Origin of the sequence: Arthrobacter sp. AG367 (genome assembly GCF_007828995.1) — a bacterium.
Classification (GTDB): Bacteria; Actinomycetota; Actinomycetes; order Actinomycetales; family Micrococcaceae; genus Arthrobacter.
The window spans coordinates 82,420-107,271 of sequence record NZ_VIVE01000002.1; the positions used below are offsets into that span (position 1 = coordinate 82,420).

Sequence of the window (24,852 nt, forward strand, 5' to 3'; positions counted from 1 at the left end):
AGCGCACTTTCGCGGATCCGCACTCAAACAGAAGAATCCCCGCCCTGCTGCCGGCAGGGCGGGGATTCCTTCGTCGGCAGGCTGCCTTATTTCTTGGGCAGGCCCGCCGGGTTCAGCTCGGACTTCTGGATGGCCTCGGAGGAGAGGCCCCAGCGGTCCAGGATTTTCGCGTAGGTGCCGTCCTCGATCAGGTGGTTCAGCGCAGCCTGGGCGGCCACCGCCAGGCCGTTGCCCTTCTTGGTGGTGAAGGCGATCTGTGCCGTCAGCGGCCAGCCGCCGTTCAATGTGCCCACCTGCTTCGTCTTTCCGTCCTGCGCTGCCTTGTAGGCGGCAGCCGCGTTGGGGCCGAACGTCAGGTCCGCACGTCCTGACTGAAGGGCCAGGCTCGAGGCGGAGTCGTCGTCGTAATACTGGAACTGGACCGGCGCCAAACCGTTCTTCTTGTTCTCCTCGTCCCAGCGCACCAGGATGGCTTCCTGGTTGGTGCCGGATCCAACGATGATCTTCTTGCTGGCCACGTCCTTGGCTTCCTTAATTTCACCGATGCCGGAGTCGTTCTTGGCGTAGAAGCCCAGCAGGTCATTTCGGTAGGTGGCGAAATCGAACTTCTCCTTCCGCGCCTCGGTGACGGTCACGTTGGAAAGCACGGCCTCGTACTTGGCAGACTCCACGCCCAGCGGCCAGTCGGCCCACGCCACGGGCAGGACCTCCACGTCCAGGCCCAGCGCCTCGCCCACGGCGTAGGCGATGTCCACCTCGCTGCCGATCAGGGTCTTGTTGTCCGTGGCGAACAGGCTGAGCGGCGCCGCCCCGCCGGTGGTCACTACGGTCAGCTTGCCGTCCGCTTTGATGGCCTCCGGGACCAGTGCGGCAGCGGCGGGGTCGGCAGAGACTTTGAAGCGGTCCTGCTCCGGGGACAGGTTGAAGGTCTTGCCGCTGGCGTTGGTGGTGGACGACGACGGTGCTGTCGCCGCCGCGGCACCGGGATCGGAGCAGGCAGCCAGTCCCAGCAGCGCTGAGACGGCCAGGGCAACGACGGCGGCCGGCTTGGGCTTGATGGCCATGTTTCCTCCTGGAAGGGTGGCAGGGATGCAACGGAATGTGCGCGTTGCAGCAACTATCCGGCAGCCGCCGACAGCGAATCAAAGCCCCCGAAACCCGGGGATACAGGGAGTAACGGCGGTTAACCGGAGGACCGCGGCAGTCATATTCAGCCCGGCCCGGGCCACTACCCCCAATGGCGCGTCACAGATCCATCAGAAAACGAGTACCCGGCCGGAAAAGACAGGTGGTGACTACGCGTGTTCTCCGCCCGTGCCCCAACTTACGGTGAGATACGCTGCGGCCCGGATGGCTGCGGGCAAATGAGGGAGGCACAAACATGAATCATTCGCCGGGTGGGAAGACTACTGCTGGGGGGACGGGCCTGCTTAGGCGAACCAGCACCAGGACAGCGGCGGCAGTAGCTGCGGGAAGCATGCTGCTTGCGGGCGGTGGGGTGGCTTACGCCGATGACATTTTCAACAACCTTGACGGCACGGTTGACTCAGTGGCAGAGCTGATGCCGCTCAACGTCGGCGGTGCCAACGGCAGCACTACGCTGGCAGTGGCGCCTACGGGCAGCGATGGCAAGAGCGGCTGCAACCTGACAGGTGCAACCACGCTCACGCTGAACCTCAGCTCCAGCAACCCTGCCGTCGCCACGGTGTCCCCGTCGTCGGTGACCTTCACGTCATGCGGTGACACGAAGTCCTTGACCGTCACCCCGGTCAGCGCCGGTTCTGCCACCGTGAGTGCAAGCCAGGCAAGCAACAACAGTGGCGGAACCTTCAACCTTGCCCCAGCCACGTTCACGGTGAACGTGGTTGCCCCCGCGCCGTCCAACACGGCGCCCAAGCTCAATATCACCGGCGTCACCGCTGGCGCCTCGTACCCGAAGGGCGCCGTTCCTGCCGCAACCTGCAGCGTGACTGACGTTGAGGACGGCAACAGCTCCTTCCCGGCAACCTTCGGTGCCGTCTCGGGCGCCGACGGAGCCGGCGGTGTCGGCACGCAGGAAGCCAGCTGCAGCTACACGGACAAGGGCGGACTCACCGTAGCCAGCTCCGTTACCTACGGGATCACTGACGGGTCGGCTCCCGTCATTTCCTATACCCTGTCGCCCACTACGCCGGATGGCTCGAACGACTGGTACAAGAACGCTGTCGCCCTGCATTGGACGGTGACAGAAAGCGATTCTTTGAGCACCCTCAGCAAGACGGGGTGCCAGGACCAGACCATCGCCGCGGACCAGGTGGCTACCGACTTCAGCTGTTCCGCCTCCAGCTCCGGTGGGACTGCGGCCACTCAAACCGTCAACCTGAAGAAGGACGGCACCGCCCCCACGGTTGGTTTCACAGACGCAACGGGAACCGCCGGCACCAACGGCTGGTACACGTCCGACGTGGATGCCACATTTACCGGATCGGATACCACTTCGGGATTGCTGACCTCATCACAGAAGGTGACCTCCTCCGGCGAAGGACCGGCAGTCCAGGTAAACAGCCCGTCTTTCACTGACATTGCGGGCAACACCGCCGCGGAGGGCGCGGCTTCACACACCTTCAAGATCGACAAGACGGCTCCGGAGGTAAGCTACGCCGATGAAACCGGAACCGCCGGCACCAACGGCTGGTACACCTCCGATGTCCAGACGGACTTCAGCGCCACGGACCTGATCTCCGGACCGCTCACCGCAACGCAAACTGTAACCTCTGCCGGGGAAGGCGAGGCGGTGACGGTCCAGAGTCCTGCGTTCACCGACAACGCGGGCAATACCACCGCCGCTGGTGCCGTTTCCCGGTCATACAAAATCGACAAGACCGCACCGGATGTCAGCTACGCCGACGTTGCGTTCGGCACCCTGGGCCTGAACGACTGGTACGTATCGGACGTCGAGGCCCGCTTTACAGCCACGGACAAGACATCGGGGCTGGCTGCCTCCTCCCAGACGGCAACCTCCAGCGGTGAGGGCTTGGACGTGTTGGTACCGAGCCCTGCCTTCGTCGACAACGCCGGCAACACCACACCCACCGGGGCCACCACCAAGTCGTTCAGGATTGACAAGACCGCGCCGAAGGTCGCCTACAGCGGGGCCACGACGCAGGCCAACAGCAACGGCTGGTACAACACAGACGTCACTGCCACCTTTACAGGAACTGACGACGTGTCAGGTCCTGCCTCCGCAACCCAGTCACGGACCACCACCGGCGAGGGTGGGACGGTGACCGTGAACAGCCCCGCCTTCACGGATGGCGCCGGCAACACCACTCCTGAAGGCGCCACCTCGGCCACCTTCAAGGTCGACAAAACGGCGCCCGCCGTTTCCTTCGACTCGGTCGTGGGGGACAGCTTCTTTGGCTCCACCGCCGCCAAACCCACCTGCACGGCAACGGACAGCGGCGGTTCGGGCCTCTCGGGCAGCTGCGCGGTCACCGGCTATGACACCAAGAACGGGACGCACACGCTCAAGGCAACGGCAACCGACCTGGCCGGCAACACCACAACGGTGGAGCAGACCTACACGGTCAAGGCCTGGACGCTGAAGGGGTTCTACCAGCCGGTGGACATGAACGGTGTCCTGAACACGGTGAAGAACGGCAGCACGGTTCCGGCGAAGTTCGAGATCTTCGCCGGTGCTACCGAGCTGACTGATCCGGCACTTGCCAAGTTCACCACCAAGCAAGTGGCCTGCTCGCTCCTGAGCCCGATCGACGACATCGAAACCACAGCCACCGGCAACACCTCGCTGCGGTACGACGCCACGTCAGGACAGTTCATCTACAACTGGAAGACGCCCGCCACGGCCGGCAGCTGCTACACGCTGACCATGACGGCGAACGACGGCAGCTTCATCAGTGCGAACTTCAAGCTGAAGTAGCACTGCCGGGCCGGCGCCCAATGACGCGCGCCGCAAGGAGGGGACCAGTTCATTGCGAACTGGTCCCCTCTTTTATGGCCGTTTGTGCTTGCTGAACTAGCTCAGTGCAGCCAGGACTTCCTTGGCCACGTCCTCGCTGGACTGCGGGTTCTGCCCGGTGATGAGGTTGCCGTCGCGGACTACGTTGGAGGACCAGGCGGCACCGTTTTCGATCACCGCGCCCTTCTCCTTCAGCGCATCCTCCACCAGCCACGGGGTGTTCTCCCCGGTCCCGCCGCCCAGCTCCTCCTCGTTGGTGAAGACCGTGAGGCGCCGGCCCTTGAAAGCGAACCCGCCGTTGTCGTCCGTTGCACTCAGCAGCCCCGCCGGACCGTGGCAGAACGGCGCAATGATCTTGCCGTCCCTGTTGGCTGACACCAGCAGGCGTCCCAGGTCGGCGTCCTTGTAGAGGTCCGCCATGGGGCCGTGGCCGCCGGGCATCACCACGGCGTCATACGCTGCGGCGTCGACGTCGGCCAGCACCAGCGGGTGCGCCAGCTCGCCGTCGATCTTTTCCAGGTAGTCCCGGAAGCCCTGTGCCCGGTCCTCGCCACCGGCCGATTCGGCAGCCAGGCTGACTTGGTCCACGGTGGGCTTCCGGCCGCCGGGGGTTGCGATGTGGACGGTGTTGCCGGCCTGCGTCAGGGTCTGGTGGGCCACCACCAGTTCCTCTGCCCAGTAGCCGGTGGGGTGCTCGCTGCCGTCCTTCATGGTGAGGGAATCCGCGGCCGAGACGACCATCAAAATGTTTGCCATCGTGTAGCTCCTGTCCAGGTTTCTTTACGTACCGAGTTCTCTACTTGCCGGCCGCTTCTAGCTCCGCGTACGTATCGTCGTCGAGCGTGATGCCTGCGGCGCCCATGTTCTCTTCGAGGTGCTGCACGGAGCCGGTGCCGGGGATGGGCATCATCACGGGGGAGCGGCGCAGCAGCCAGGCCAGGGCCACCTGGGAGGTGGTGGCGCCAAGGCGCTTGGCGGCCTCATCCAGCGGTCCGCCCGGCCGGGCGAGCTCGCCGGCGGAGATCGGCGCCCACGGGATGAAGCCGATTCCGTTCTCCTCGGAGTAGCGCAGCACGTCCTCGGAGCTGCGGTCCGTCAGGTTGTAGCGGTTCTGGACGGTGGACACCGTGAAGTGCTTTCCGGCGGCTTCGAGTTCGGCCACGCCCACCTGGGACAGGCCCAGGGCGCGGACCTTGCCTTCGTCCTGGAGCTCACGCAGCACGCCGAACTGCTCCTCGGCGTCCACCTTGGGATCGATGCGGTGCAGCTGCAGCAGGTCCAGCGTGTCCACCTTCAGCTTGCGCAGGCTCAGTTCCGTCTGCTGGCGCAGGTATTCCGGCCGGCCAACGGGAACCCATTTGTTGGGCCCCGTGCGTGTGAAGCCCACCTTGGTGGCGATCTTCAGCCCCTCCTTGTAGGGGTGGAGGGCCTCGGCAATGATTTCCTCGCTGATGTTGGGGCCGTACGAGTCGGCGGTGTCAATGAAATCCACGCCGAGTTCGACGGCGCGGCGCACCACGGCCACGGCGGCCTGCCGGTCTGCGGGCTCACCCCAGACGCCGTCACCCACAATGCGCATGGCACCAAAACCCAGCCGGTGCACGGTTCCCAGGTCCTTGAGGTCGATCGTTGCGGACAGTTCCAGCTGCTTCGTTGAATCATGGCTCATAGGGGCGGCAACCTCATCAGTATGCTGAGTATTCCCCAGCTCACAGAAATAAGGCGGGGCCCGCCGTCGTTATGCATCACGTGCCCGCCGCCATCCGGCCGGCACCCCCCTACGAAACATTTTGAAAGGCCGGCACCTGACGTGACTCTTCCCCTCTCCATCCTTGACCTGGCAACCATCGGCAAAGGCCAGACGGCGGCGGAGAGTTTCGCAGGTAGCGTGGCCATGGCGCAGGACGCCGAGAAGCTGGGCTACCGGCGCGTCTGGTACGCCGAGCACCACAACATGTCCTCCATCGCCTCCTCCGCCACCAGCGTGCTGATCGCCCACGTGGCGGCGCACACCGAAAGCATCCGGCTGGGCGCCGGCGGCGTCATGCTGCCCAACCATTCCCCGCTGACCATCGCAGAGCAGTTCGGCACCCTGGAAACGCTGCACCCCGGACGGATCGACCTGGGCCTGGGCCGGGCCCCGGGCAGTGACCAGAACACCATGCGCGCCCTGCGCCGGGACCCGATGTCCGCCGACAGCTTCCCGCAGGACGTCCTTGAACTGCAGGGCTACCTGACCGGCCCCACCCGCATCGAGGGCGTCGAGGCCACCCCGGGCAAGGGGACCAACGTGCCGCTGTACATCCTGGGGTCGTCCCTGTTCGGCGCCCGCCTGGCCGCGCAGCTGGGCCTGCCCTACGCCTTCGCCTCGCACTTCGCCCCCGCCGCTTTGCAGGACGCGGTGGCCATCTACCGCAGCGAGTTCAAACCGTCCGCCCAGCTGGACGCGCCGCACGTGATCGCCGGCGTCAACGTCATCGCCGCCGACTCCGCGTCCGAGGCGCAGGCCATGTTCCAGGCCACCAAGCGCGCCCGCGTCTCCCTGTTCTTCGGCGGCGGCCGCGAATTCACCGACGACGAGGCGGACATGATCCTGGACTCGCCGCAGGGACGCCACATGGCACAAATGATGACGTACTCCGCAGTGGGGACGCCCCACGTCGTCATTGACTACCTGGACAGCTTTGGAAAGCACGCCGATGCAGACGAACTCATCGTGGCGCACCAGAGCCCGGGGACGGAGGCGCGCCTGCGGTCCGTGGAACTCCTGGCCGAGGCGGCCGGGCTGGTCCGGGTGTAGCCGCTGTGGTTTGCCGGCCGGTGCGCAACATGCAACGCCACTCGGTCGGTCGGACTTTTACACATACGCAATGAAGGGGACTTCCGGGGGTAACTGCCCGGGCTGAGGATGGGATGTGCCCCGGGTCATCCACCCGGAACCCCGGGGCGCCAACCGGTAGCCCGCGGACCGTCCGTGCGGCTGTGTTCCCGGCCTGGCCCTGCCTCAAAGGGGTTTTGGATGCCGACGCCATTGAACCAGAGCGTGGCGGATTCCGCGCTGCTCACACGGTCCCTTCCGCTGGACATGCTGCGCGCCTTCATCCAGTCCGATGCGGCGGACAACGGGCTGACCCCCGCCCTGCTCACGGAACTCAAGGTGCTGGCCCGCGTCCCCAGCCTCCTGGTGGCCTGCAATTACGGCGGAACGCTGTGCGACGCCGAAGGCATCTCCACCGAGACGCTCCCGCTGGGCAGCGCGGCCATTGCGCTTCGTGCGCTGGCAGCGCTGCCCAATACCCATGCGGCGATCATCTCGGGCCGCTCACTGCGTGACCTGGCAGCGGTGTCACGGCTGCCCGCGGAGGTGCACCTCATCGGTTCGCACGGCGCCGAAGCGGACATGGGGTTCGCCCACGCGCAGACCCTGGCCACCGAGTCCGTCCTGCAAAAGGTCAATGCCGCCCTCAACGAGGCCGTCGGCTTCCACGAGGGCATCTGGATCGAACGCAAACCGGTGGCAGTTTCGGTGCACACCCGGCCGGCCCGGCCGGACGTGGCGGCGACCGTGACGGAAATTTCCCGGCAGATCGCTGCTGCCCACGGGCTGTTCTTCATTGTGGACGGCTCCGTGCTGGACCTGTCCGTGGTGGAACCGTCCAAGGGCGAGGCCTTGGAGACCCTCAGGTCCCGGCTGGGGGCCAGCGCGGCCATGTTCGCCGGGGACGCCGCCAGCGACGAACTGGCCATCGCCACCCTGCGCGGGCCCGACCTCGGGCTGCACGTGGGCCCGGGCGAGACGGCAGCCCCGCACCGCCTCCGCGACCCCCAATCCTTCGCCCGCGTCCTGGCGTTCCTCTTCGAACTGCGGCGGGCGTGGCTGTTCGGGGAGGACGCGGTTGGCCTTGAACGCCACTCGATGATCGGCAACGGCTCCTCCACCGCGCTGCTGACGCCCGACGCGAAGATCTGCTGGATGAGCCACCCTCTGCCGGACTCCGGTTCACTGTTCGCCCACATTTTGGGCGGCGATGCCGCCGGGCACTTCTCGGTGGAACCGGTCAAAGCCTCCCAGGTGCTGGGACAGCGCTACGTGGACAGCACCATGATTGTCGAAACCCGCTGGGCGGACGTCACGGTCACCGACTACCTAGAGCCCGCACCGGAAGGCATCACCAGCCTGGTCCGGGTGCTGACGGGCCACGGCGCAGCCAGGATCACGTTTGCTCCGCGGCCGGACTACGCCAACGCCCCGTTCAGCATGGAGGCGCGGGGCGGGGAACTGCATGTGCTGGGCACCTCGGAGCCCATCATCCTGTTCGCGCCGGGCGCCGCGTTCAGCATCACCTCGGACGGCCGCCATGCCACGGCAACGGCATCCGTCAACCTCCAGGACGGGCCCGTGGTACTCAACCTCCGCTGCGGGGACACCGAACCGCAGTCCGCGGACCCCGGCGGGGAGACGGAACGGCGGGCCCGGGTGGCGCTCCATGCCCGGCAGTGGGTGCAGAACCTTTCCCTGCCATCGGTCAAGCCCTCGCTGGTACGGCGGTCGGCGCTGGTGCTCCGCGCCCTGGTGCATGAACCCACGGGCGCCGTACTCGCGGCCCCCACCACTTCCCTGCCCGAGGGAATCGGCGGGACCAGGAACTGGGATTACCGGTACTGCTGGCTGCGGGATGCCTCCATGACCGTCAATGCGCTGGTGGACCTGGGCTCCACGGCGGAGGCAGCCGGATTCCTGGGCTGGCTGGGCCGGATCCTCGAACACGCACCCGGCCCCGAATGGCTGCACCCCCTTTACTCGGTGACGGGCGCGCCGCTGTCCACGGAAGCCGTGGTCGACAGCCTTCCCGGGTACGCGGGCTCCCGTCCGGTGCGGATCGGAAACGCGGCGGACCACCAGGTCCAGCTGGACGTCTTTGGGCCGGTGGCCGAACTCATCCACTCGCTGAGTGAACGCGAGGGCGCGCTCGCCGACGACCACTGGGAGCTGATGATCCAGATGGCCTCGGCGGTCCTGGCCCGCTGGCATGAGCCGGACCACGGGATCTGGGAAGCCCGGCGGGCGGCACGGCATCACGTGTATTCAAAGGTGATGTGCTGGGTGACCCTGGACCGCGCGCTGCGGACCGCGGCGCGGCACGGCCGGGAGCCGGACCCGGCCTGGGCGCCGGCGGCAGCCACGATCCGTGCGGAAGTGCTCCGTGAGGGCTGGGACGAGTCCGCGAAGTCCTACACTGTTGCCTACGACAGCCCGGACCTGGATGCCGCCGTCCTTCACATCGGTCTCTCCGGCCTGCTGGACGTCACGGACCAGCGTTTCCTGGACACCGTCACCGCCGTGGAGCGGGAGCTGCGGGTGGGGCCAACGGTCTTCCGCTACAGGTACGACGACGGGCTGCCGGGCCTGGAGGGCGGGTTCCACATCTGCACCACCTGGCTGATCGAGGCGTACGTGGCCGTGGGCCGCATCGATGAGGCCTGGGACCTTTTTGACCAGCTGGTGAACCTTTTCGGCCCCACCGGGCTGCTCCCCGAGGAATACGACCCCGGCACCGAGACCCACCTGGGCAACCATCCGCAGGCCTACTCGCACCTGGGTTTCATCCGCTGTGCCCGGCTGCTGGACGAACACCAGGACAGGAGATAGTCGGCTCCCGTCGTGGGTACGTAGAGTGGAGGTAACAGGGACCCACATTACTGAAACGAGACTGATGACGACCGCCCGCGCCCAGGGAGTGGGGTTCCGGTCCGAACGCGGACCCATCCTCATCGCACTGATGCTGTCCACGGGACTCGTGGCCATCGACTCCACCATCGTGGCCACGGCCGTGCCGTCGATCGTCCGTGACGTGGGCGGCTTTTCGTCCTTCCCCTGGCTGTTCTCCGCCTACCTGCTGGCGCAGGCAGTCACGGTACCCATCTACGGGAAACTTTCGGACAGAACGGGCCGCAAGCCCATCATCCTGACCGGCATTGGCCTGTTCCTGCTGGGCTCCGTGCTGTGCGGCTTCGCCTGGAGCATGCCGTCGCTGATCGCCTTCCGGGCCCTGCAGGGACTGGGCGCCGGCGCGGTGCTTCCGGTGTCCATCACCATCGCGGGCGACATCTACACCCTGCAGGAGCGCGCCAAGGTCCAGGGCTACCTGGCCAGCGTGTGGGCTGTTTCCTCGGTGGTTGGCCCCAGCCTGGGCGGCATTTTCTCCGCGCTGGGCATCTGGCGCGGCATCTTCCTGGTCAACGTCCCGCTCTGCCTGCTGGCCGGGTGGATGCTGGTCCGCACGCTCCACGAAAACGTGGAACGTGCCAAGCACAAGGTGGACTACGCCGGTGCCGTGCTCCTGGCCGGCTCCCTTGGCCTGCTGATCCTCGGCGCCCTCCAGGGCGGCCAGGCCTGGGCCTGGAATTCGCCCATCAGCATTGGCGTCTTCGTGGTGGGCGCAGTCCTGCTGGCCGCGTTCCTCCTGGTGGAGCGGCGCGCGGCCGAACCCATCCTGCCCTCCTGGGTGGTATCGCGGCGCCTGCTGGCCACTACCGCCCTGGTGTCCTTCGGGGTTGGCACGGTGATGATCGGCCTCACCTCCTACGTGCCCACCTTCCTGGAGGGAGCACTGTCTTCCTCGCCCCTGGTGGCCGGCCTGGCCCTGGCAGCCCTGACCCTCGGCTGGCCGCTCAGCGCTTCGCAGGCCGGCAGGTTCTACCTGCGCATCGGCTTCAAGTCCACGGCCCTGATCGGCATCGCCATTTCCGTGGCGGGCCTGCTGATCCTGTCGCTGACTGCCGGCGCCCCCAACGTTGCGCTGATCGCCGTCAGCTGCTTCGTCGTCGGGCTCGGCCTGGGCCTGCTGGCCACGCCAACCCTGATCGCCGCCCAGTCCAGCGTCCCCTGGCATGAACGCGGCGTGGTGACCAGCACCAACATGTTTGCCCGCTCCATCGGCAGTGCGCTGGGCGTGGCCGTGTTCGGTGCCGTGGCCAACGCCATCTACGGCCGCAGCAGCGGCGGCGAGGGGGACCCCGCCACCGTGGTGGCCGCGTCCGGGGCTGTGTTCCTGGCCGCGCTGGTGGCCGGGTTGCTGACCGTCGCGGCGGTGCTGGCCATGCCCGCCGTCAAGGCCGAAACAGCGGAGCCTGCCGCAGAACCTGTGGAGGAACCTGTCGATCCGGAACCCGTGTCCAGCCTCGAAGGCGGCTCCAGCCATGGCCGCGCCGTCTAGTGGAATGCCGGCTGGCGCGATGCCCGCCGGGGGATGACTACCGGGAGGCTCGGAAGATCGACGGCGCGGGCCGGGCCCCGGTGGCAAGGTCGGCCAGGATCCGTCCGATGACGGGGGTGAACTTGAAGCCGTGCCCGGAGAAGCCGGCGCCGATCACCACAGGCCCCACCCGGTCCAGGATGAAGTCCTCGTCCGGGGTGGTGGTGTACGAGCAGCTGATGGCCTCGAGGTCATCGGGGTCGACGCCGGGGAGCCACTGCCGCGCGTAGTCCTGCAGCGCTGCCAGCTGCGTCGGTTCGGGCCGGAAGTCGCGGTGGTCCGGGTCCACCACGGGTCCCACCCCATGCCAGCCGGCCTTGATGCCCTCGCCCGGAGTCTGCATGCCATAGACAGGGGAGTACCAGCCCCGGTAGTCCAGGCCCGGATAGTGGTTGAAGCCGGGCCACACGGCGCCGGCGTCCGCCACCCGGAAATGCGCAGGCTGCTCCTGCGTCACCCGGAGCCGGGGTAGGCGGATCCCGCCAGCGTCCACGCCTGACGCGTTGCCGGAGAGAATATCCAGCAGCTTCCCGGTCCAGCCGCCTGCCGTCACCACTGCCTGCGCTGCCGTAACCACCTCGGTGCCCGCAGCCGATTCGAGCGTCAGCCGCACGCCGTCGTCGAGCACCACAAAGTCCACCACCTTGGTGTGGTGCCTGATCTCGGCGCCCCGGGCGGTGGCCAGCCGCTGGAAGGCGGGCAACGCGGCTTCCGGGTTGAGCTGGCCGCCGTCGGGCATGTGCAGGACCTGCTGGTCGAAGCGGATGCCGCGCCACCGTTCATGCGCCTCGGCAGGGTCCAGGAACTCGGCCCGGATCCCGGCAGCGGTGAGGGCAGCCGAAACCTTTTGGAGGTCCCCGCCGGGGCCGTGGTTGACGATCCCGGTGCGCGCCAGCAGCTGTGTGCCGCTTTCCTGCTCCAGCTCGTCCCACAGGGCCAGCCCCTCGGCCAGCATGTCCACGTACTCGGGCCGGTGGTAGCCCGGGTTCAGGTTCCGTGTTGCCCCGTGGGATGCGCCGATCCTGTGCCCGGGACCGAACTGCTCCACCAGCGTTACCTGCCGGCCGCGCCGGGACAACGCCCACGCGGCGGCGGAGCCCATGGCGCCGCCGCCGATCACCACGGTGTCAAGAACAGTGTTCATCAGCCCTCCAAGCTGGGTGTGCGGTTCAACAGATTTACAGGCTTATGCCAACAAAAGCGCGACGCCGATCATCGCCGGCACTGCCACCACGGTGGTGATCAGCACGGTGTCCTTCGCCACGGTGAGCCCCGTCTGGTACCGGCTGGCGGCCACGAACACGTTCTGCGCGGTGGGCAGGGCCGACGTGACCACCACCGCGAACAAGGCATGGCCGTCCATCCCCAGCGCGAAGCGCGCGAAAACATAGGCAAGGGCCGGCTGGACCACCAGCTTGAAGCCGCTCGCCAGCAGGGTGTCCACGCGCCGCCCGGCCGAGGCCTGCAGCGGGCGGGTGCCGTTCAGGCTCATCCCGAAAGCGATCAGCATGGCGGGAATCGCCGCGCCGCCAATGAGGTGGATGGGTTCCATCACCAGCGCCGGAACCTGGAATCCGGTGCCGGCCACCAGCAGCCCCAGGCCGGAGCCCACAATCATGGGGTTCCGCAGGATCATCAGGAAGAAGCCCAGGGCAGTGGTGCGGTGCGTGCTGGTGCTCGAGTCAAGGATCATCAGGAACATCGGGGTGAAGAACGCCAGCTGGAAGATCAGCAGCGGGGCCACGTAGCTGGCGTCGCCCAGGACATATACCGCGATGGGAATACCCAGGTTCGCCGAGTTGGCCAGCGATGCTGACATGGCTGACATCAGCGATTCGGGGAGCGCCCGCTTCAGCCATAACCTGGCGACGGCGAAGAAGATGGCGGCGGTGGTGATGGCCGCCGCCGCGGTAACCAGCAGCGGTTCGGCGAACACTTCCTGCAGCCGGGCCTTGCTGAGGGTTTCGAAGAGCAGCGCCGGGCTGGCGACGAAGAAGGTGAGGCCGCTGAGTACGGGCCGGGCGTTGTCGCCCAGGATCCTCCGCCGGCCCACGAACCATCCCACCAGGATGATGCACCAGACCACGAAGAACCCGGCCAGCACCCCTAGCAAGGATCAGCCTTTTGGGCGCAGTGGAGTAAAGGACCGGGTTGCACGCTCCGGTTACAGGGTGGCGTTGTTAAGCGCGAAAGGGGGGCGCATCATCCCGGGGGTGAGGCCCTCTGCGGGATCGTTGCCCAGCTGGATCATCCGGTTGTTTTCATCCACATGGACCACGCGGGGCTCGTAGGCCTTGGCCTCTTCGGTGGTCATCTGGGCATAGGTGATGAGGATGACAATGTCGTTCTCGTGCATGAGATGCGCCGCTGCACCATTGATGCCGATCACGCCGGAGCCGCGCTCGCCGGCGATGGTGTAGGTCTCAAGCCGCGCGCCGTTGGTGACATCCACAATGGACACCAGCTCGCCGGGGAGGATGTCGGCGGCCTCGAGCAGGTCAAGGTCCACAGTGACCGACCCAACGTAGTGCAGGTCGGCGTGCGTGACGGTGGCCCGGTGGATTTTGGACTTGAACATTGTTCGATTCATAACGGCTCCAGTCTAGACCTGCGGCCTTCTGCCCGCAGTGACGCAGGAAACACAAGAGTCACGTACGCTGCTGCGCAGTGATGCCGGGGATCGCTGCGCAGGGTGCGCCTGCGCAACGACGTGCTGTGCGGCGGCGCAGGGAAGGGTGCGCACGACGGCGGCCGGTCACCCGGCGTCGTCCCTTGCCACTGCGGCGGCGGCCGCAGCCAGGGTCTCCCGGGCGGCCAGGATGGCCGGGCGCTGGGCGCTGGAGCGGCGGACCGAGGTGAAGATGGTGCGGTGCGGCTTGCCGGGAAGCTCCAGCAGCTGGGCCGTGGTGCCGCGGCCGGTCCACACCAGGTCCGGCATCAGGGCGACGGCATTGCCGGACTCGATCAGGCGTGCCTGGGCCTGCAGGTCTGCGGTCTCAAAGCGGACATCGGGCTCGAAGCCGGCGCTGCGGCAGGCCTGTTCCGCCCAATGGCGCGATGCGGCACCCCTCGGTTCCATGACCCAGGCGAGGTGCGCCGTGTCCTCGATTCCGCGAATGGCCGGGCCGCCGTCGGACGCCGGGGGGACCGCCAGCCGGATGGCGTCGGTGGTCAGCTTTACCCGGTCCAGCTCCGGATAGCGCGGGGCGGCGTGCCCGGGGTATTGCTCGGCGATCACCAGGTCGAAGTCCCGCGCCCATGTCTCATGCAGCGCGGTCTCGGGCTCGCGCTGGATCATCTCGATCCGGACCTCGGGGTAGGCGGTGGCCATGCGGGTGAGGGTGTCCGGCATCAGGGCCAGCGCCGCGGACTGGAACACGGCAATCCGCACCGTCCCCGTGACTGTGGTCAGGGACGCGGCCAGGTCCGCTTCGGCCTGCTCCATGGTTTCCAGCAGCTGCGCCGTGTGCGCCACAAGCACCTCCGCCTGGGGTGTCAGCTGCACCCGCCGCCCGGTCTTCCGGAGCAGTTCCACGCCCACTTCCTTCTCCAGCAGGGCCAGCTGCTGGGATACCGACGACGGGCTGTACTGCAGTGCCTCAGCCACCTCTGCCAGCGTCCCCCGGATGCTTAACTCGCGGAGCAGCCGAAGCCTGCGGACGTCAAGCATGATGGATTCCTAACTGAAACTAATGAATATAGGTTAGAAGTAGTCACTTTATCTAACGCAACCGCGCACGCATACTGTTGAAACCGAGTTACCCCCGTCACAGCCAGTTTCCTTGGCGTGCCGCGGCGGGGTCGCACCCCAAGCAGGAGTTCCTGATGAGCAGTAAAGATATGAGCCAATCGATCATGCGGCGCAAGCCAATTGATGACATCGAAGAAGAAAACAAGCACAGCGGACTGTTCAAGTCCCTTGGCCTGTGGCAGCTCACCGCCATCGGCGTTGGCGGAATCATCGGCGTCGGCATCTTTTCCCTCGCGGGACTGGTGGCCGCCGGCAGCGAAGGAACACCCGGGGTGGGGCCCGCGGTACTGATTTCCTTCCTGATCGCAGGCCTGGCCTCAGCGGCCGCAGCCCTGTCCTACGCGGAGTTCGCGGGCATGATCCCGCGCGCCGGCTCCGCCTACACCTATGGCTACGTAGCGCTCGGCGAGGTGATCGGCTGGTTCATCGGCTGGGACCTGCTGCTGGAATACATTGCCATTGTGGCGGTGGTGGCCATCGGCATCTCCGGCTACCTTGACGCCTTCCTCGCCGGCATCGGCATCCATTTGCCCACCTGGATGACCTCCACCGCAGACGAGGGCAAGGGCGGCATCGTCAACATTCCCGCCATCCTGGTCTGCCTGCTGGTGACCTGGATCCTCTCCCGCGGCACCAAGGCGTTCGGCCGGTTCGAACTCGTGGCCGTGGCCATCAAGGTCATCCTGATCCTCTTCATCATCGGGCTGGGCATCTTCTACATCGACACCAACAACTACAACCCGTTCATGCCCAGCGGCTTCGGTCCCGTGGTGGCAGGCTCCGCCACAGTCTTCTTCGCCGTGTTCGGCTACGACGCCATGAGCACCGCGGCAGAGGAAGCCAAGGACGGCAAGAAGCACATGCCCAAGGCCATCGTGCTTTCGCTCATCATCGCCATGCTGCTTTACGTTGCCGCCACCCTGGTCCTCACCGGCATGCAGAACTACAAGGACATCGACCCCAAGGCGGGCTTCGCCTCGGCCTTCACCTCCGTGGGGCTCCCGGTCATCGCCACCATCATCTCTGTGTTCGCCGTGCTGTCCATCCTCACCGTGATGCTGACGTTCCTCCTGGGCGTTACCCGCGTCTGGTTCTCCATGAGCCGCGACGGCCTGCTCCCCGGCTGGTTCTCCAAGACCGACCGCCACGGCACCCCGCAGCGCGTCACCTGGATCGGCGGCATCGCGTCCGCTTTCCTTGCCGGCGTGTTCCCCATCAAGGCGGTCGCTGACCTGACCAACATCGGCATCCTGGCCGCGTTCGTCGTCGTCTGCCTGTCCGTGATCATCTTCCGCTACAAGCGCCCCGACGCCCCACGCACGTTCCGCCTGCCGCTGATGCCCCTGGTTCCGGCCTTCGGCGTCCTTGCCTCGGCCTTCCTGATGCTGCAGCTGCACTGGGAGACCTGGCTGCGGTTCGTGGTGTGGCTGATCATCGGCCTGGCCATCTACTTCGGCTACGGCCGCAAGCACTCGCTGATGAACCCCAACAGCCCGCGCCATGAGGAGCTCGTGGAGCTGCACCGCCCCCTCGCCTAACCCTCCTCCGGGACGCCCGCTCACATCCGGCGGGTTTTCCGGGAACCCCCGCTCACTTATGGGCGTCCCGCAGCGAACCCCCGCTCACCCAGTGAGCGGGGGTTCGCTGTTTGTTGCCGGAAGTGAGCGGGCGTTGAGGTTTCGGGCGTCAAAGGTGAGCGGGCGTGCGGGGGCGGAACCAGGGCGGCAAATCATCGGTTTTCCTAACCTGTATTAGTTGGAAAAGATCGCTTTATCTTATGTGAGCAGAAGCTCATACTGATGGAAAGACCTTCTCCCACGGCAAGAAAGATCGGGAAAAATCATGACCCACGTTGCAATGGAACCAGCAACTTCAGCCGGTACCGCACCGCTGACCGTCGACGTCGACGTCCCCCAGGCAAAGGCCCTCGCCAATGAGTCAGTCGCCTTGGTCCGCCGCTGGCTCACCGAGGCCTCCAAGGTCCCCGTGGACGCCTCCGCCGAGCAGTTGGCCGGCGTGCTGAAGGACCCCAACGGCCTGGAGTTCACCGTGGGCTTCGTGGACGGCGTGGTCCGTCCCGAGGACCTGAACGTGGCGGCCCGCAACCTGGCCAAGCTCGCCCCCAAGGTCCCGGCCTTCCTGCCCTGGTACATGCGCAGCGCCGTGGCCCTCGGCGGCACCATGGCCCCCGTCATGCCGCAGGTGGTCATCCCCATCGCCCGCAGGGTACTCCGTGAAATGGTGGGCCACCTGATCGTTGACGCCACCGACGCCAAGCTGGGCCCGGCCATCGCCAAGATCCGCAAGGACGGCATCAAGCTCAACGTCAACCTCCTCGGCGAGGCAGTCCTGGGGGAGCACGAGGCGTCCCGCCGGCTCGAGGGCACGCACACGCTGCTGGCCCGCCCCGACGTCGACTACGTTTCCATCAAGGTCTCCTCCACCGTGGCCCCGCACTCCGCCTGGGCGTTTGATGAAGCCGTGGAACACGTCGTCGAAAAGCTCACCCCGCTCTTCCAGCGCGCAAACTCCTTCGCCGGCCCGGGAAAGAAGGCCAAGTTCATCAACCTGGACATGGAGGAGTACAAGGACCTGGACATGACCATCGCGGTCTTCACCAGGATCCTGGACAAGCCCGAGTTCAAGGACCTCGAAGCCGGCATCGTGCTCCAGGCCTACCTCCCGGACGCACTCTCCGCCATGATCCGCCTGCAGGACTGGGCCGCCGAGCGCCGCGCCAAGGGCGGCGCGGGCATCAAGGTCCGCGTGGTCAAGGGTGCCAACCTGCCCATGGAGCAGGTGGAGGCCTCCCTGCATGACTGGCCGCTGGCCACCTGGGGCACCAAGCAGGACTCGGACACCAGCTACAAGCGGGTCATCAACTACGCGCTGCACCCGGACCGGATCCAGAACATCAGAATCGGCGTGGCCGGCCACAACCTGTTCGACATCGCCTTCGCCTGGCTCCTGGCCAAGCAGCGCGGCGTGGAGTCCGGCATCGAGTTCGAGATGCTGCTGGGCATGGCGCAGGGCCAGGCAGAGGCCGTCAAGAAGGACGTGGGCTCCCTGCTGCTCTACACCCCCGTGGTGCACCCCTCCGAGTTCGACGTCGCCATCGCCTACCTGATCCGCCGCCTGGAAGAAGGCGCCAGCCAGGAAAACTTCATGTCCGCCGTCTTCGAACTCAGCGAGAACGAAGGCCTCTTCGAGCGCGAAAAGCAGCGCTTCCTGTCCTCGCTCGACGCCCTGGACAACAGCGTGCCGCTGCCCAACCGCCGCCAGGACCGCAACCTCCCGCCGGAGCCCATGCCGCACGCCGGTTTCAAGAACACCCCGGACACCGATCCCGCGCTGCCGGCCAACCGCACCTGGGGCCGCGCCATCCTGGAACGCGTCCCGGCCTCCACCCTGGGCAACGCTTCGGTCAAGGCCGCGTTCATCAACGATGAAGCAACCCTCAACGCGGCCATCGCCAACGCCGTGGAAAAGGGCAAGGCCTGGGGAGAACTCTCCGGCAACGAACGCGCCGAGATCCTGCACCGGGCCGGAGAGATTCTGGAAGCCCGCCGGGCCGACCTCCTGGAGGTCATGGCCAGCGAGACTGGCAAGACGATCGACCAGGGCGACCCCGAGGTCAGCGAAGCCGTGGACTTCGCCCACTACTACGCCGAGTCCGCGCGGAAGCTGGACACGGTCAACGGCGCCACGTTCGTCCCAGCCAAGCTCACCGTTGTCACGCCGCCCTGGAACTTCCCGGTCGCCATCCCCGCAGGGTCCACCCTCGCGGCACTCGCCGCCGGCTCCGCCGTCGTCATCAAGCCTGCCAAGCAGGCCGCACGCAGCGGCGCCGTGATGATCGAAGCCCTGTGGGAAGCCGGCGTGCCCAAGGGCGTGCTGACCATGGTGCAGCTGGGGGAGCGGGAACTGGGCCGGCAGCTGATCAGCCACCCGTCCGTGGACCGCGTGATCCTCACCGGCGGCTACGAAACCGCCGAGCTGTTCCGTTCCTTCCGCAAGGACTTGCCGCTGCTTGCTGAAACGAGCGGCAAGAATGCCATCATCGTCACGCCCAGCGCGGACCTGGACCTGGCGGCCAAGGATGTGGCCTACTCCGCGTTCGGCCATGCCGGCCAGAAGTGCTCCGCGGCCTCGCTGGTGATCCTTGTGGGCTCGGTTGCCAAGTCCAAGCGCTTCCACAACCAGCTGATTGACGCCGTGACGTCCCTGAAGGTGGGCTACCCGCAGGACCCCACCAGCCAGATGGGCCCCATCATCGAGCCCGCCAACGGCAAACTCCTCAACGCCCTGACCACCCTGGGCGACGGCGAGAACTGGGCCGTGGAACCGCGGAAGCTGGATGACACCGGGCGGCTGTGGAGCCCCGGCGTGCGGTACGGCGTCAAGCGCGGCTCCTACTTCCACCTGACCGAGTTCTTCGGCCCGGTCCTGGGTGTGATGACCGCTGACACGCTGGAAGAGGCCATCGGCATCCAGAACCAGATCGAGTACGGCCTCACCGCAGGCCTGCACTCGCTGAACTCCGAGGAGCTGGGCATCTGGCTGGACACCATCCAGGCCGGCAACCTCTATGTGAACCGCGGCATCACCGGCGCGATCGTGCAGCGCCAGCCGTTCGGCGGCTGGAAGAAGTCCGCCGTCGGCGCCGGAACCAAGGCCGGCGGCCCCAACTACCTGGCCGGGCTCGGCGATTGGGCGCCGGGCACGGCCTCGGCGAATGCCGCTGTCACCCACCCCGGCGTGCGGCGCATCGTCAACGCCGCCGGCCCCGCCCTGCAGCCCGCCGAGCTCGAGTCCGTCCAGCGCGCCCTGGCCTCCGACGCCGAAGCGTGGGCCGAGGAGTTCGGCACCGCCAAGGACGTCTCCGGACTCAGCGCCGAGCGCAACATCTTCCGCTACCGGAGCCTGCCGGTCACTGTCCGGCTCTCCGAAGGCGCGCCGCTGGCGCACCTCGTCCGGACTGTGGCGGCCGGCGTGCTGGCGGGTTCGGCAGTCACCGTGTCCACCGCCGTCGAACTTCCCGCCCAGCTGCGCTCCGTGCTCACCGCCCTTGATATCGACGTAGTGGTGGAGTCCGACGCCGGCTGGCTGGCTTCGGCGGCAGGCCTCGCCTCCGCGGGCAAACTGTCTGGTGCGCGCATCCGCCTGATCGGCGGCGACGCTTCCGCGCTCGCCGATGCGACCGGCGGCCGGCCCGACGTGGCCATCTATGCCCACGCCGTCACAGAGGCCGGGCGCGTGGAACTGCTTCCGTTCCTGCACGAGCAGGCCGTCAGCATCACGGCACACCGGTTCGGCACCCCGAACCACCTGTCGGACGCACTGATCTGAGCCATTGAGGCTCTGATCCCTTGAAACCCGCGCGCCGGTGCCAGGCGCAAGGAATGGCCGGGCAGCCACCGAACGGTGGCTGCCCGGCCGTGTCTCTTTAGGGCCTTGCCTCTTTAGAGCAGTGTGCTTAGCCGGCCTCTTTAGCCCAGATACCAGCCCGGTGGTGTCCAGGTGGCCGGGACGCTGTGGGCCGAGAATTCCTCGCAGCGGGTGCAGGTGTACGCCACTTCGCCGAGGGTGGCTACGCTTCCGTCACGCCGGTAGGTGGGCGGAATGTACGATTCGAGGTAGACGAACTCGTCGGTACGGCATTTGTCGCAGGTGGGTTTTCCCACGTAGCCGGAGTCCACGGAGGCGTGTCCGGTTCCGAGGGTGTTCTGGCGGGTGGACGGCCGTGCGGTGTTGTACGGGCGCGCATGTGCAGAACCGAGATGGATGTTCCTGGCTGTCGTCATTGGCTGCCTGTCCCAAGCGCGGCTTTCCGGGATGCGGATGCGCGCTTGTTTTAGTGAACCGGCCTGCTGCTTGACCTTGGTAATTGAGCATAGGGGATGGCACCTCCCCTATCAATGGACACGGGCCCCTAACTCCCCTAAATGCAGGAATTTGTGCCGCTAGGGAGTTAAGTTTGGCGGTTAATGGTCCGGCCGACGATCGATTGGGTGAGGGCGTCGATCACCTCGGCGTTGGCCAACGGGTTGCGGATCAGCGTGAAATCCACATCCCCCACGGCGGGAAGATCGAACCGGCGCGTGATGATTTTCAGGTCCTCGGGCACCAGCGACGTCGGCATCACGGCCACGCCGATGCCGGCCCGGACTGCCGCAAGCACGCCGCTGATCTGGCGGGTGGTGCAGGTGATCCGCCAGGTCCTGCCATGGGCTTCCAGCGCATCGATGGCCAGCTTCCGGCTGAGGCTGGGGGCCGGGTAGGCGATCAGGGGCACGGGCGTTCCAGGCTCCAGCACCGTCTGCTCCAGCCCCACCCAGGAGAAGGAATCGTGCTGGACCACGGTGCCGTCCTTTGCGCCGGCCACCCATTTCACGAACACCAGGTCCAGCTGTCCGGCGTTGAGCTTCCGGTACAGCTGGTCGCTTTGCCCAACGGTCAGTTCCAGGTTGATCTGCGGGTAGATCTGCCGGAATTCACGCAGGATCCGGGGCAGCCCGGTGATGGCGAGGTCGTCCGCGGTGCCGAACCTCAGGCGGCCGCGCATTGCCGAGCCGGAGAAGTAGCGCGCGGCGGCGTCGTGCGCGGACAGGATGTTGCGGGCAAAACCCGCCATGGCGTCGCCGTTGTCCGTGAGCCTGACGTCCCGGGTATCCCGGGCAATCAGGCTGCGTTTGGCGGCCGCTTCAAGTTTTCGGATGTGCTGGCTGATGGTGGGCTGGGCCAGGCCCAGGCGCTCGGCGGCCTTGGTGAAACTCAGGGTGTCCGCCACCGCGAGGAAGGAACGCAGCTGGGCTGGTTCAAACATTGTGGGTTCCCGGGCCTTCCGCTCTGGATGGGTTATTGCGTTTCGCAATACGAGTTATAGGGACCATACGCCTCCATAATCTGCTCCGCCAGCCTAGCGTTAAGGACATCCCAGACCGCCCGCAATTTGAGGACACTCCTGTGGCACCCCCACCGCCTTCGTCGGCCTCCGTCTCCCAGCCAGTCATCGACGCCGCGGGCACACCGCCGCCGGACAACCAGACCCAGCCGCTCGCCGTCGTCGCCGAAAAGCTCCCCTGGAAGCACACCTTCATCTCGTTGAAAGTGCCCAACTTCCGGATCTTCGCCGTGGGCCACTTCATCGCCGTCATTGCCATCTGGATGCAGCGCATCGCCCAGGACTGGCTGGTGCTGCAGCTCTCGGGATCGGTGACGGCCGTCGGATTCACGGTGGCCCTGCAGTTCATGCCCTCCCTGCTGCTTGGCCCGTGGGGCGGCATGATCGCCGACCGGTTCGCCAAGCGGAAAATCCTCATCCTGTGCCAGGCTATGGCCGCCATCCTGGCTGCATCACTGGCCCTGCTGGCGCTCACCGGCGTCATCATGGTCTGGCATGTCTATGTCATCGCCTGCGTCCTGGGCCTGGTGACCGTCCTTGACCAGCCCGCACGGCAGGTGTTCGTCAATGAACTCGTCGGCCCCAGGTATCTGCGGAACGCCATCAGCGTCAACTCCACCACCTTCCAGCTGGGCGGGCTGATCGGCCCTGCGATCGCGGGCCTGCTCCTGACGGCAGTAGGGGCGGGCTGGGCGTTCGCGGCGAACGCCCTGGCCTGCTGCTCAACGGTGACCATGCTCCTGCTCCTGCGCAAGGACCAGCTGTACGTCAGCGCCCCGACGCCCAAGAGCAAGGGCATGCTCCGGGAAGGGCTGCGCTACGCGCTGAGCAAGCCCACCATCTACTGGCCGTGGCTCATGGCGGGGTTCATCTCGGTCTTCGCCATGAGCCTGCCGGTGCTGCTTGCCGCCTACGCGGACCACATCTTCCAGGTGGGCGCCGGCGGGTACGGACTCCTCAACGCCCTGGTGGCACTGGGTGCCCTGTCCGGCGCCGTGGCGTCCACCCGCCGTCGGCAGCTCCGCCTGCGGTCCGTGGTGTTCTGCGCGGGGATGTATGGCCTGATGCTCTGCCTCGCAACCCTCGCCCCGTCCATGGTGTGGTTCGGGGCCGTGATGGTCCTGTCCGGGTTCTGGTGCCTGATGTTCCTTACCGGCTCAAACCAGCTGGTGCAGGTCAGTTCCAACATGGCCATCCGCGGCCGCGTGATGAGCCTGTACATCATGGTGCTGATCGGGGGCCAGGCGCTGGGCGGCCCCATGCTGGGCTGGATCGCCGAACATGCCGATCCCCACGTTGCCCTGCTGGTATCCGGCGGTGTTCCCGCGCTGGCGGCCATGACGGTGGCGGTGGTCCTGGCGCGCAAGGGTGGATTGAAGCTCCGGATGGACCTGAAAGGCGGCCACCCGGTGAGGATCGTCAGCCGCCACGCAGGTGCCTAGGACTGCGCCAGCCGGTCCGCCACGTGAAGAACCTGGTGCGGATACTCCGGGGAGCGCTCCTGGAACTGGAGCACGGCTTCATTGCGGATGACCCCGTCACGGATCTCGATGGCCCGCGCGATGGTGTCATTGCCTTCCCAGGCGTCAGGACCGGCCATCACGGTTTCGAGGAACGGCTGCAGGGCCTGGCTGATCTCCCAGCTGGAGGAGTTCCAGAGGTAGGAGGGGCTGTGGTCCACCGCGTAGTAGTTGATGTGGTCCCCGACCGTAAACATCGGATCGGCAAACGTAGTGGAGCGGGCCCAGCTGAATCCCATGCCCTCATCACAGGAGACATCGATGATGAGGCTGCCCGGGCGGAATCCCGCCAGGTCCTCTGGCCGCAGGTACGTCAGCGGGTTGTTGGGGTCCTGCAGCGTGCAGTTGACCACGATGTCGCTTTCGGCGAGGAACGGGGCCAGCGGAACCCGGCCCCGCTCGGTGATGACCTGGCTCAGGAAGGGGGCCTCGGCGTCGTGGTCGAACTGCACGATGTTCACCGAATGGATAGGGGCACCCACCGCAGCCACACCGCGGTTGGTGAGCACCTGGACGTCGTGGACGCCGTGCGCGTTCAGTGCCGTCACAGCCCCGCGGGCGGTGGCGCCGAAACCGATCACCACGGCACTGAGGCGGCGCCCGTAGTCCCCGGTGGAACCGGTCAGGGCCAGGGCGTGCAGGACCGAACAGTAGCCGGCAAGTTCGTTGTTCTTGTGGAACACGTGCAGGCCGAACCCGCCGTCGCTGGCCCAGTGGTTCATCGCCTCAAAGGCGATGAGGGTGAGCTTCTTGTCAATGGCGAGTTGGGTGATGGCACGGTCCTGGACGCAGTGCGGCCACCCCCAGAGGACCTGCCCATCGCGCATGTCGGCAAGGTCTTCCGGCTGGGGTTTGGGCAGGAGCACGACGTCGGCCGCGGCCAGCAGTTCTTCCCTGTCCGCCATTCTTCCCACCAAGGTGGAGAGGTGGCTGTCCGGAACACCGAAGCGCTCGCCGTAGCCCTGTTCCAGGATGATGCGTCCGCGGAGTTCGGGGTCGATCCGCTCAAAATGCAGGGGATGGATGGGAACCCGGCGCTCGTCCGGTTTCCGCGTAGTGGCCAGGACGCCCAGGCTCAGCTGGGCCTGTTGGCCTGTCACTTCTTCTTAGCGGCCTTGCTGGATGTGATGTCCAGGGAGCTGGCCGGCGCAGCGGCGGCCTTCTTGTCTGCGCGCTTTTCCTTGAGGGACTTGCCGGACTTTTTTGATGCCGTTTGACGCGGGGACTTGTCAGCCATGATTGCTCCTGTAGCGGAACCGAAAAGGTTCCTGACTACCGACCCTACACCCCTGTACCTAATACGCGCCGGGGGTTGCAAAGCTGTGGGAAGAGGGAAAACAGAGCGGCTGACGGGAATCGAACCCGCGTATCAAGCTTGGGAAGCTAGCGCTCTACCATTGAGCTACAGCCGCATGCCGCCACTCGCGCGGGGCAGAACTTAGCTTAGCGCAGATCTGCGGGCT

The 24,852-nt window shown here is 66.5% G+C and carries 18 protein-coding genes and 1 tRNA gene; 7 read left to right on the forward strand and 12 right to left on the reverse strand.

Going from position 1 to position 24,852, the window contains the following annotated elements:
- Nucleotides 1-86: 86 nt before the first annotated feature.
- Nucleotides 87-1,064: an ABC transporter substrate-binding protein gene (locus tag FB478_RS07450; protein ID WP_056391958.1), complete on the reverse strand. Its 978-nt coding sequence runs from the start codon at nucleotides 1,062-1,064 to the stop codon at nucleotides 87-89.
- Nucleotides 1,065-1,498: 434 nt separating this feature from the next.
- On the opposite strand from FB478_RS07450, the gene FB478_RS07455 reads away from it, so the two are divergent.
- A complete protein-coding gene (locus FB478_RS07455; RefSeq protein ID WP_144600096.1) occupies nucleotides 1,499-3,919 on the forward strand; it encodes a PxKF domain-containing protein in 2,421 nt (806 codons plus the stop codon).
- A 96-nt stretch (nucleotides 3,920-4,015) separates the two neighbouring features.
- Here FB478_RS07455 and FB478_RS07460 read toward each other — a convergent pair whose 3' ends face one another.
- The gene (locus FB478_RS07460) at nucleotides 4,016-4,714 is read right to left on the reverse strand and encodes a type 1 glutamine amidotransferase domain-containing protein (protein WP_056391956.1); all 699 of its coding nucleotides are present in this window, start codon (nucleotides 4,712-4,714) and stop codon (nucleotides 4,016-4,018) included.
- A 40-nt stretch (nucleotides 4,715-4,754) separates the two neighbouring features.
- On the reverse strand, nucleotides 4,755-5,627 hold the full coding sequence (locus FB478_RS07465; protein WP_056391954.1) for an aldo/keto reductase: 873 nt from the start codon (nucleotides 5,625-5,627) through the stop codon (nucleotides 4,755-4,757).
- Nucleotides 5,628-5,768: 141 nt separating this feature from the next.
- Here FB478_RS07465 and FB478_RS07470 point away from each other — a divergent pair, with 141 nt between their 5' ends.
- From FB478_RS07470 to FB478_RS07480, 3 genes are all read left to right on the forward strand, one after another.
- Nucleotides 5,769-6,758: an LLM class flavin-dependent oxidoreductase gene (locus FB478_RS07470; RefSeq protein WP_056391952.1), complete on the forward strand. Its 990-nt coding sequence runs from the start codon at nucleotides 5,769-5,771 to the stop codon at nucleotides 6,756-6,758.
- Between the two features lie 219 nt (nucleotides 6,759-6,977).
- Nucleotides 6,978-9,608 carry a trehalase-like domain-containing protein gene (locus tag FB478_RS07475; protein ID WP_186447759.1) on the forward strand — a complete coding sequence of 877 codons (2,631 nt, stop codon included), beginning with the start codon at nucleotides 6,978-6,980 and terminating at the stop codon, nucleotides 9,606-9,608.
- Between the two features lie 64 nt (nucleotides 9,609-9,672).
- On the forward strand, nucleotides 9,673-11,175 hold the full coding sequence (locus FB478_RS07480; protein ID WP_144600097.1) for an MFS transporter: 1,503 nt from the start codon (nucleotides 9,673-9,675) through the stop codon (nucleotides 11,173-11,175).
- Between the two features lie 37 nt (nucleotides 11,176-11,212).
- Here FB478_RS07480 and FB478_RS07485 read toward each other — a convergent pair whose 3' ends face one another.
- From FB478_RS07485 to FB478_RS07500, 4 genes are all read right to left on the reverse strand, one after another.
- The gene (locus FB478_RS07485; RefSeq protein WP_144600098.1) at nucleotides 11,213-12,358 is read right to left on the reverse strand and encodes an FAD-dependent oxidoreductase; all 1,146 of its coding nucleotides are present in this window, start codon (nucleotides 12,356-12,358) and stop codon (nucleotides 11,213-11,215) included.
- A 42-nt stretch (nucleotides 12,359-12,400) separates the two neighbouring features.
- Nucleotides 12,401-13,327, reverse strand: coding sequence for an AEC family transporter (locus FB478_RS07490; protein ID WP_056391946.1), 927 nt, complete (start codon nucleotides 13,325-13,327; stop codon nucleotides 12,401-12,403).
- A gap of 51 nt (nucleotides 13,328-13,378) precedes the next feature.
- The gene (panD, locus tag FB478_RS07495; protein WP_026265878.1) at nucleotides 13,379-13,804 is read right to left on the reverse strand and encodes an aspartate 1-decarboxylase; all 426 of its coding nucleotides are present in this window, start codon (nucleotides 13,802-13,804) and stop codon (nucleotides 13,379-13,381) included.
- 165 nt (nucleotides 13,805-13,969) lie between these two features.
- Entirely contained in the window at nucleotides 13,970-14,884 is a 915-nt protein-coding gene (locus FB478_RS07500) for a LysR substrate-binding domain-containing protein (RefSeq protein ID WP_018769957.1), read from the reverse strand.
- 155 nt (nucleotides 14,885-15,039) lie between these two features.
- Here FB478_RS07500 and FB478_RS07505 point away from each other — a divergent pair, with 155 nt between their 5' ends.
- On the forward strand, nucleotides 15,040-16,503 hold the full coding sequence (locus FB478_RS07505; RefSeq protein ID WP_026265879.1) for an amino acid permease: 1,464 nt from the start codon (nucleotides 15,040-15,042) through the stop codon (nucleotides 16,501-16,503).
- Nucleotides 16,504-16,807: 304 nt separating this feature from the next.
- Nucleotides 16,808-20,314: a bifunctional proline dehydrogenase/L-glutamate gamma-semialdehyde dehydrogenase gene (locus FB478_RS07510; protein ID WP_186447760.1), complete on the forward strand. Its 3,507-nt coding sequence runs from the start codon at nucleotides 16,808-16,810 to the stop codon at nucleotides 20,312-20,314.
- A gap of 140 nt (nucleotides 20,315-20,454) precedes the next feature.
- Here FB478_RS07510 and FB478_RS07515 read toward each other — a convergent pair whose 3' ends face one another.
- Nucleotides 20,455-20,769: a hypothetical protein gene (locus FB478_RS07515; RefSeq protein ID WP_134165002.1), complete on the reverse strand. Its 315-nt coding sequence runs from the start codon at nucleotides 20,767-20,769 to the stop codon at nucleotides 20,455-20,457.
- 167 nt (nucleotides 20,770-20,936) lie between these two features.
- Nucleotides 20,937-21,791: a LysR substrate-binding domain-containing protein gene (locus tag FB478_RS07520; protein WP_134165003.1), complete on the reverse strand. Its 855-nt coding sequence runs from the start codon at nucleotides 21,789-21,791 to the stop codon at nucleotides 20,937-20,939.
- 140 nt (nucleotides 21,792-21,931) lie between these two features.
- Here FB478_RS07520 and FB478_RS07525 point away from each other — a divergent pair, with 140 nt between their 5' ends.
- The gene (locus FB478_RS07525; RefSeq protein WP_144600099.1) at nucleotides 21,932-23,311 is read left to right on the forward strand and encodes an MFS transporter; all 1,380 of its coding nucleotides are present in this window, start codon (nucleotides 21,932-21,934) and stop codon (nucleotides 23,309-23,311) included.
- On the opposite strand, the gene FB478_RS07530 is transcribed toward FB478_RS07525, so the two are convergent.
- The 3 genes from FB478_RS07530 to FB478_RS07535 all read right to left on the reverse strand — a co-directional run bounded on the left by FB478_RS07530 (nucleotide 23,308) and on the right by FB478_RS07535 (nucleotide 24,801).
- Complete coding sequence (locus FB478_RS07530; RefSeq protein WP_144600100.1) at nucleotides 23,308-24,489, reverse strand: N(5)-(carboxyethyl)ornithine synthase; 1,182 nt, start codon at nucleotides 24,487-24,489, stop codon at nucleotides 23,308-23,310. The genes FB478_RS07525 and FB478_RS07530 overlap by 4 nt on opposite strands.
- Nucleotides 24,486-24,626, reverse strand: a complete 141-nt coding sequence (locus FB478_RS21095; protein WP_018769964.1) for a hypothetical protein — start codon at nucleotides 24,624-24,626, stop codon at nucleotides 24,486-24,488. The genes FB478_RS07530 and FB478_RS21095 overlap by 4 nt, the downstream gene beginning before the upstream one ends.
- A 104-nt stretch (nucleotides 24,627-24,730) precedes the next feature.
- Nucleotides 24,731-24,801, reverse strand: a tRNA-Gly gene (locus tag FB478_RS07535).
- Between the last annotated feature and the right edge of the window lie 51 nt (nucleotides 24,802-24,852).